Below are 7211 nucleotides of genomic sequence, written 5' to 3' on the forward strand. Positions count from 1 at the left end.
AATTAGTTTTTCTGTTGTAAATCATTCAAAATTTCCTGTGCGGCTCGCTGAGCGACACCGGGTTCCCCTAATTCGGCACGCAACGTAAGTAATTGCTTACGCATATCGGCGAGCAACCGGGGATTTTGGAACATCGCCATTGTTTCGGCGGCTAATGCGGTGGGGGTGGCGTGATGTTGAATCAGCTCCCGTACAAGCGGCTTATCCGCCAGCAAATTCACGAGTGAAATATAGCGTACTTTGATGACTAACCCGGCAATCAGTGCCGTCGGCCAAAACATTTTATAGGCTACGGCCATCGGCACCCCCAAGAGTGCATTTTCCAAGGTGGCTGTGCCTGAGCACGCAAGTAAAAAATCCATTTGGCTGCGTTTCTCGTAATTTTTGTCTTTGACAAAATGAAATTGTTTATGGAGCGGTTCGCCGATCATTTCGGCAATTTTTGTTTCATCCGCATCCGGCAGTAGGAACATAGAGGCTTGCGTGTTGGGAAATTCTTTCAAAACTTTCTTAAATGCCTGATAAAAAACCGGGGCCAAACGTTTGATTTCTCCGCCGCGGCTGCCGGGTAAAAGCCCTAATTGCCACGCGTGGTTTTTAGCATCTTTGACGTCGTAAGTTTTTTCCAGCGGTGCGGGAAGTAAATCTAAAAGCGGATTACCCAAAAATACCGCATTACCGCCGAATTTTTGATGAAACGCCGGCTCAAACGGATAGATGACAAACATTTTGCGCGTGAGTTTGGCTAATTTTTTAGCGCGGTATTGGCGGCTGGCCCACACTTGCGGCGTTACATAATAGTATGCCGGAATGTGACGGTGAAAAGCCATTTCCAATACTTGATGATTAAATCCGTAAAAGTCCACCACGATTAGCGCAATCGGATTTTTTGTTTCCATATATTCGCGGATACGGTTGACTAAACTAATCCACAACGGCATTTTTTTAAGCGGTTCAATAAATCCGTTAGTGCCTTTGCTGGCCAAGTCATACCAAAAATCGTCGCACAGCGGTTGCATATTTTTCCCGCCGATAGCGGTAATATGAATTTGCGGATCTGCCGCTTTTAAGGCGCGAATTAAGCCGGCCGCGTGAATATCGCCCGATACATCGCCGGCTACGATTAAAATGTTTTTATCAATCGGGGTAACGGTGGACATTATTTATCTCCTTTGAGTTTGCCAACCGCTTCATCAAACACGGTTTGCGCGGCGCGCGCCACGGTCGTGAGCGTTTGGAGCGGTTTGGGGGTGTGTAAGTGGCCGGTTTTGGGAATATCAAAACGGTTCATTTTTTCTAAAATGTGCAACGCCAAATCTAACGCTTTAGAACCCTTTTCTCCGCTGGGGGCGGGGGTTTTGGCGGTGCGGATGCAATCCATAAAGTGTAAAATTTCAGACGTAATGGGAAGTTGTTTCTCTACTTTAGGATAATTAACCGTTAAATCGCTCATGGCATTAACAACGGGTTTTTCTTTGCGGTACGTTTTAACGCGTGCGTTCATAAAATCTACGGAAACATAACCGTCTGGTTGGAACACATGCATAAAACGGGCGCGTTCAAAACTGGCGCGGCTGGCAGTAATGTCGGCCACGGCACCGTTTTCAAAATGCAACCGCACGTTAGCAATATCTTCGTGTGGGGAAAACACGCTAAGTCCCACGGCTTCTACGTTAATAACTTCGCTGGGGATCAAGGTGTAAAGTAAATCTAAATCGTGAATCATCAAGTCCAGCACTACGCTGATGTGTGCCATGCGCCCGTCGTAAGGCCCTTGGCGGGTGATGGTAATAAAGCGCGGATCTTTGATGTAATTGCGCGCTTCTACCACGGCGGGATTAAAGCGTTCCACGTGTCCGACTTGCAAAATCAAATCATGTTTTTTGGCGGCTTGAATTAAATCGCGTGCTTCTTCCATAGTCACGGCAATCGGTTTTTCTACAAGGGTGTGTATGCCGTTTTCCAAAAATAACATGCCGAGTTTATGGTGAAGCGGAGTCGGCGCGGCAATGATTACCGCATCCACTTGGCCGAGTAATTCTTCGGGGTGCGTGTAGGGGGTACAATTGTGTTCCCAGGCGAGTTTTTGCGCGCGCATTTGGTCGGGGTCGCAAACGCCTACTAACGTAACACCTTTCATTTTTGCTAAGGTGCGTGTGTGAAATGTGCCGATTTTTCCGGCACCGATAACGCCAAAACGTATATTCTTTTCTTCTGCCATAAAATACTCTCTATTTTTTATTATACTTAATTCTGGGGCGACTTCGCGTACGGAAAAAAGTAACGGCGGTTTTAGTGGTATAATATAAATATGATACGAAACCGAATTTTAACAATTTTAGTCAGTTGTCTTGGCGTGCTTTTTGGCACAGCCGTTCTCTACGCCGCGCCGAAAGCCACCCCCGTAACGTTATCTACTAAAGACGGTTGGGCGTTAGCGGCGGCTTATCTTCCCGCTCAATCGGAGCAAAAAACGGTTGTGTTATTGCATGACGGCGGAAAAAATAAAGAAGCCTTTTCCGCTCTGGAAAATGCACTCGCCCCGGAAGGAATCGGTTATTTAGCGTTAGATTTGCGCGGATATGGGCAAAGTGTCGGCGGCGGGAAAGCCTCGTCGTTCAAACGCGAAGGAGTGGATAATCCGTTTAACAAAATGACACGTGATGTAGATGCGGCCATAGAATTTTTACATAAAAAAGGTGTGAAAGACGAAGATTTATGCGTTTTGGGTGCCGGCTTGGGCGCGAATGTAGCCGCTAAAAGTATGACATTTTGGCCCGATACCGCACTATTGGCCCTGATTAGCCCGACGGCAAACGTGCGTGATGTCTTATCTATTCCGGCCATGCGGTTATATAAGGGGAATGTACTGATTGCGGCGGGGGCGGCCGATAAAAAAATGTTTTTGGAAGCGAGCGTTATTCGTAATGTGGCGTATTTAACGACGGGGCCGGAAAATGGCAAAGTCACTTTTTTAACGGCGTACGATAAAACATCACACGACATGTTAAACCAATATTTGATTCCGTCCGTTGTCCAATGGATTAAAACACCCCAACGCCCCGAAGTGCTTGCGGATACTCCGGTGGAAGTAGATACACATGAACAAACCGATGGGGTAGCCATTTTACCTTCAGATACGGAAGAAGCATTAGTCCCTTCTGTTTTATAAGGAGCCATTATGAAACCGGCACGCATTGTTTTCCCTGCATTTTGGTTTGGACAGAGCGATATTAAACAAGCCGAAGAATTGGCGCGGATGGGTGTCGGCGGATTTTGTTTGTACGGCGGAACAGCGGCACAAACATTAAAACTGACGCAACGTCTTAATGCGGTTTCTCCTTATGGGCGGCTCCTGTTTTGCGCAGATATTAAAGACGATTTGAGTGAAGTAATTAAAGATGCACCCGCCCTACCTAAAAATCGTGCTCTTGTTGAATATTCTTCCCCGGAAGCAGCGTACCGCAAAGGTAATTTGCTGGGACGTATGGCCCGCGCGGTCGGGTTAGATTGGGTGCTTGCGCCCATCGTAGATTTAGGGTATGCGGCTTCATCTATTTCCGATGATCCGGCTATTGTTTCGCGCTTGGCGGGAGATATGCTCGCGGGGCTTTCCAATGCGGGTGCGCTGACGTGCGTAAAGTATTTTCCCGGCGTATCCGGCGCATTAAAAACGTTGGTGCAATTAGAGGATGCCGAGTTTATCCCATATAAAAATTTGTTTCGCCGTACCGATGCGGTTATGCCGTCAGACATGACTTTTGTCAATATAGATAACGACAATCAGGCCTGTCTGTCCGACAAAGTAATTAAGGGGCTCCTTCGCAAGCGGCTTAATTACAAAGGATGTATTATGGGATTTCCGTTACATGCGGCGCGGCTTCGCTACGAAGAAGCAAGTGCCGTCAAAATGTTGCACGCCGGTGTGGAAAATATTTTGGCCCCGCGTGATGCTTTTGGTGTGATCGCCGCCATTGAGCGCGAAGTGAACCGTGGGCTTTTGTTTGATAATATGGTGCAAGCCATTTCTAATCACGAAATGTTTATCAGCAAAGTTTCTTCCGGCCCGGAACCGGAGAGTATTTCCAAAGCATTTGAAGCAGCACGCAAATCATTTTAAGTATTAGGGCAGACTGTAAGAACGTTATAATAATCTAATAAAACAACCCCCGACAAAAAACGAAAGTTTATTCGTTTCCTGTCGGGGGTTTTAATGGGAAAGTATCGCTAAATTACTTTTCTTCTTCTTTGTGGAACTTGGCAGAGATTTCGTCTTTGCGTTTGTTCCATTCTTTCATTACTTTTTCTTTGCCTTCGGCAATTTTTTCACGCGCATTTTCTACATGTTCGGCGATTTTTTCGCGTGCATGGCCGGCGTGTTCCAATACATATTCTTTTTGTTCTTCATACGTATCGTCCGCCCAGCGTTTAAGTTTGCGGCGGGTTGTTTCGCCTTTGGCGGGCGCAAACAAAAGCCCTAACGCAATTCCTGTTACCGCTCCCAGTAAAAAAGCGGCGAGTCCGGTTTCAGCATTTCTGTTGCACATAATAGCCCCCTTGTTTAGTTTGTATAATGTTATATAGATATTATACAACAAAAGATTTTTTTTGCCAGTGGAAAAAATCAGGGAGAAAAAATATGCCAAACCCGTCATCCCCGCGCCAAAACGGCCGGCAACTTGCACCCGAAGTGCGTAAGCAGAATTTTGAAGAAGTTGCCCAAATTTTTACCAAAGAAGAAGCCCAAGCCGAGGCCAACCGCTGTTTGCATTGTGCTAATGCACGTTGTCAGGCCAACTGCCCGGTAGGAGTGCAAATTCCGGCGTTTATTGCCTTGTTAAAAGACGGTAACGTCGGCGGAGCGATTGCTAAAATTATGGAAACCAGTTTGCTCCCCGCTATTTGCGGACGCGTCTGTCCGCAAGAAAAACATTGCGAGGGAAACTGTGTGTTAAAAGAAAAATTCGGCTCGGTCAATATCGGCATGTTGGAACGTTACACCGCCGACACCGCACGCAAAGAAGGGTTATTGCAAGCCCCCGTTTGCGCTCAAAAAACAGGCAAAAAAGTAGCGTGTATCGGTTCGGGCCCGTCGTCCATCGCGGCGGCGGCGGAACTAGCGCGCGCCGGACATGACGTGACCGTTTTTGAAGCCTTGCACGCGTTTGGCGGAGTGCTTCGTTACGGAATCCCGTCTTTTAGATTGCCGCGTGAAGTAATTGATAATGAAATTAAAACCGTTCAATCAATGGGCGTAAAATTTCAAACCGATGTGCTTGTCGGCGCCAGCGAAACGGTAGCAGATTTATTAAAACAATTTGATGCCGTATATATCGGTAGCGGGGCAGGGCTTCCCACCATGCTCGGTATCCCCGGCGAAAGTGCCGTTGGCGTGTATAGCGCAAACGAATTTTTAACGCGCGTCAACTTAATGCAGGCTTATAAATTTCCGCAGACCGATACGCCTATCCGTATCGGAAAACGTGTGGTAGTGTTGGGCGGCGGAAACAGCGCAATGGACGCAGCGCGTTGTGCCATGCGTTTAGGGCCGGACAGCGTTACCGTGGCTTACCGCCGAAGTGCGGCTGAAATGCCTGCCCGCGCGGCCGAAGTATTGCACGCGCAGGAAGAAGGGGTGGCGTTTGATTACCTGATTACGCCCAAAGAAATTTTACAAGATGAAACCGGGCACGTTACCGGCATTAAATGTACCCGCAACGAACTTGGCGAACCGGATGCCAAAGGTCGGCGCCGGCCGGTGGAAATTCCTAACTCGGAATTTATACTTCCCGCCGATACGGTCATTGTGGCTATCGGCCAACGGCCCAATCCGATTATCGCCAAAACCACCCCGCAGTTGAAAACAACGGAGCGCGGCGTTTTAGCGTTAGACGAAGAAGGCAAAACCTCTATCCCCGGTGTATATGCGGGGGGAGATATTATCCGCGGTGGAGCAACGGTGCTGCTTGCTATGAAAGACGGTATTGAAGCCGCCCGCCGTATTAACAAGTATCTCAATGGGGGAAAATAATATGCAAGAAAATACCATTTTAATCAAAGAACAATTAAATAGTGCAGTCGTTAAATTTGTGATTTACAAACCGCTGATTGCCAAATCGGCTAAAGCCGGGCAATTTGTCATCTTGCGCGGGCGCGAAGGCGGCGAACGTGTGCCGGTTACGCTGGTGGATTGGGATAAAGAAAAAGGTACGATTACCGTTATTATCCAAGCCATCGGTAAATCCACGTCGCTATTTAATTCGCTTAACCAAGGGGATCAATTTTTGAACGTAGCCGGGCCGCTTGGCACTCCCGTGGAAATTAAAAAGTACGGCACTGTGGCGGTAGTCGGCGGCGGGGTAGGTATTGCCGAAGTGTACCCCATTGCCCGCGCGTTAAAAGAAGCGGGTAACCGCGTGATTGCGGTACTCGGCGCGCGCACAAAAGAACTGTTGATTTTAGAGCCGGAAATGACTGCCCTGTGCGATAAAACCGTCTGCGCTACGGACGACGGATCACACGGAATGAAAGGCATGGTAACCGACGCTATCCAAGCGTTGCATGACGGCGGCGAAAAAATAAATGCCGGATTTATTATCGGGCCGATTCCTATGATGAAATTTACCGCGCGTTTAATGGATAAGTTGGGCATTACTCCCTATGCCAGTTTGAACCCGATTATGCTAGACGGTACGGGGATGTGCGGTTGTTGCCGTGTGACGGTGGAAGGCAAAGTGCGTTTTGCGTGTGTGGAAGGGCCGATGTTCCCCGCCAGCACGATTGATTTTGACGAACTCATCCGCCGCACCAGCGAATATAAACCGCTTGAAAAAGAAAGTTTGGAAAACTTCCGCAAAGACCACGTTTGTAAATGTGGGTTGCATTAAAATTTGGCACCAAAAAGCCCTGCTATCAAGCAGGGCTTTTTTAGAATTTAGTTATCCTATTGAATTCCAAGTTCATTGTCTTCATCTATTTCCATTATACCTTTGATGGTAACTTCTGATGAAGGCTTGTCGTCTTTGACATAGGTACTAAGCACCGTTTCGATTTGTAACCACAGATTGTTATAAATGTCTGTATACTGAATTTGTAATTCCGGTAACGTCAGCTCTTTTTGTTTCCAGGCATTAAGAATTTCTTTCCTTGCTTGTTTGGTAAGGGCCTTTATCTGCTTAGTTAACTGACGTTGCTCTTTAGGAGTCAAACCT

8 protein-coding genes are annotated in these 7211 nt (G+C 47.4%); 4 read left to right on the top strand and 4 right to left on the bottom strand.

What is annotated here, in order from left to right; all coding sequences use genetic code 11:
• Positions 1–2: 2 nt before the first annotated feature.
• Both lpxB and ACQY3H_RS04400 read right to left on the bottom strand, forming a co-directional pair.
• A complete protein-coding gene (gene lpxB / locus ACQY3H_RS04395; protein ID WP_428075242.1) occupies positions 3–1160 on the bottom strand; it encodes a lipid-A-disaccharide synthase in 1158 nt (385 codons plus the stop codon).
• Positions 1160–2221: a Gfo/Idh/MocA family oxidoreductase gene (locus tag ACQY3H_RS04400; RefSeq protein WP_428075244.1), complete on the bottom strand. Its 1062-nt coding sequence runs from the start codon at positions 2219–2221 to the stop codon at positions 1160–1162. The genes lpxB and ACQY3H_RS04400 overlap by 1 nt, the downstream gene beginning before the upstream one ends.
• A 90-nt stretch (positions 2222–2311) precedes the next feature.
• On the opposite strand from ACQY3H_RS04400, the gene ACQY3H_RS04405 reads away from it, so the two are divergent.
• Both ACQY3H_RS04405 and ACQY3H_RS04410 read left to right on the top strand, forming a co-directional pair.
• Positions 2312–3172, top strand: a complete 861-nt coding sequence (locus tag ACQY3H_RS04405; RefSeq protein ID WP_428075246.1) for an alpha/beta hydrolase — start codon at positions 2312–2314, stop codon at positions 3170–3172.
• A 9-nt stretch (positions 3173–3181) separates the two neighbouring features.
• Positions 3182–4120 (top strand): glycoside hydrolase family 3 N-terminal domain-containing protein, encoded by a 939-nt coding sequence (locus tag ACQY3H_RS04410; protein WP_428075248.1) that lies wholly within the window; start codon positions 3182–3184, stop codon positions 4118–4120.
• 112 nt (positions 4121–4232) lie between these two features.
• Here the strand turns inward: ACQY3H_RS04410 and ACQY3H_RS04415 are convergent, their stop codons facing one another.
• The gene (locus tag ACQY3H_RS04415; protein ID WP_428075250.1) at positions 4233–4547 is read right to left on the bottom strand and encodes a YtxH domain-containing protein; all 315 of its coding nucleotides are present in this window, start codon (positions 4545–4547) and stop codon (positions 4233–4235) included.
• Positions 4548–4639: 92 nt separating this feature from the next.
• On the opposite strand from ACQY3H_RS04415, the gene gltA reads away from it, so the two are divergent.
• A complete protein-coding gene (gene gltA / locus ACQY3H_RS04420; RefSeq protein ID WP_428075252.1) occupies positions 4640–6031 on the top strand; it encodes an NADPH-dependent glutamate synthase in 1392 nt (463 codons plus the stop codon).
• 1 nt (position 6032) lies between these two features.
• A complete protein-coding gene (locus tag ACQY3H_RS04425; RefSeq protein ID WP_428075254.1) occupies positions 6033–6887 on the top strand; it encodes a sulfide/dihydroorotate dehydrogenase-like FAD/NAD-binding protein in 855 nt (284 codons plus the stop codon).
• Between the two features lie 56 nt (positions 6888–6943).
• On the opposite strand, the gene ACQY3H_RS04430 is transcribed toward ACQY3H_RS04425, so the two are convergent.
• The coding region (locus ACQY3H_RS04430) for a hypothetical protein (RefSeq protein ID WP_428075256.1) at positions 6944–7211 on the bottom strand (268 nt) is incomplete at its 5' end.

This window comes from Candidatus Avelusimicrobium luingense, assembly GCF_902757105.1.
In the GTDB taxonomy this organism is placed as follows: domain Bacteria; phylum Elusimicrobiota; class Elusimicrobia; order Elusimicrobiales; family Elusimicrobiaceae; genus Avelusimicrobium; species Avelusimicrobium luingense.

Coding starts and splice junctions, on each gene's coding strand:
- ACQY3H_RS04415 (WP_428075250.1), bottom strand. CDS start 4,547: ATGTGCAACAGAAATGCTGAAACCGGACTCGCCGCTTTTTTACTGGGA.
- lpxB (WP_428075242.1), bottom strand. CDS start 1,160: ATGTCCACCGTTACCCCGATTGATAAAAACATTTTAATCGTAGCCGGC.
- ACQY3H_RS04405 (WP_428075246.1), top strand. CDS start 2,312: ATGATACGAAACCGAATTTTAACAATTTTAGTCAGTTGTCTTGGCGTG.
- ACQY3H_RS04400 (WP_428075244.1), bottom strand. CDS start 2,221: ATGGCAGAAGAAAAGAATATACGTTTTGGCGTTATCGGTGCCGGAAAA.
- ACQY3H_RS04425 (WP_428075254.1), top strand. CDS start 6,033: ATGCAAGAAAATACCATTTTAATCAAAGAACAATTAAATAGTGCAGTC.
- gltA (WP_428075252.1), top strand. CDS start 4,640: ATGCCAAACCCGTCATCCCCGCGCCAAAACGGCCGGCAACTTGCACCC.
- ACQY3H_RS04410 (WP_428075248.1), top strand. CDS start 3,182: ATGAAACCGGCACGCATTGTTTTCCCTGCATTTTGGTTTGGACAGAGC.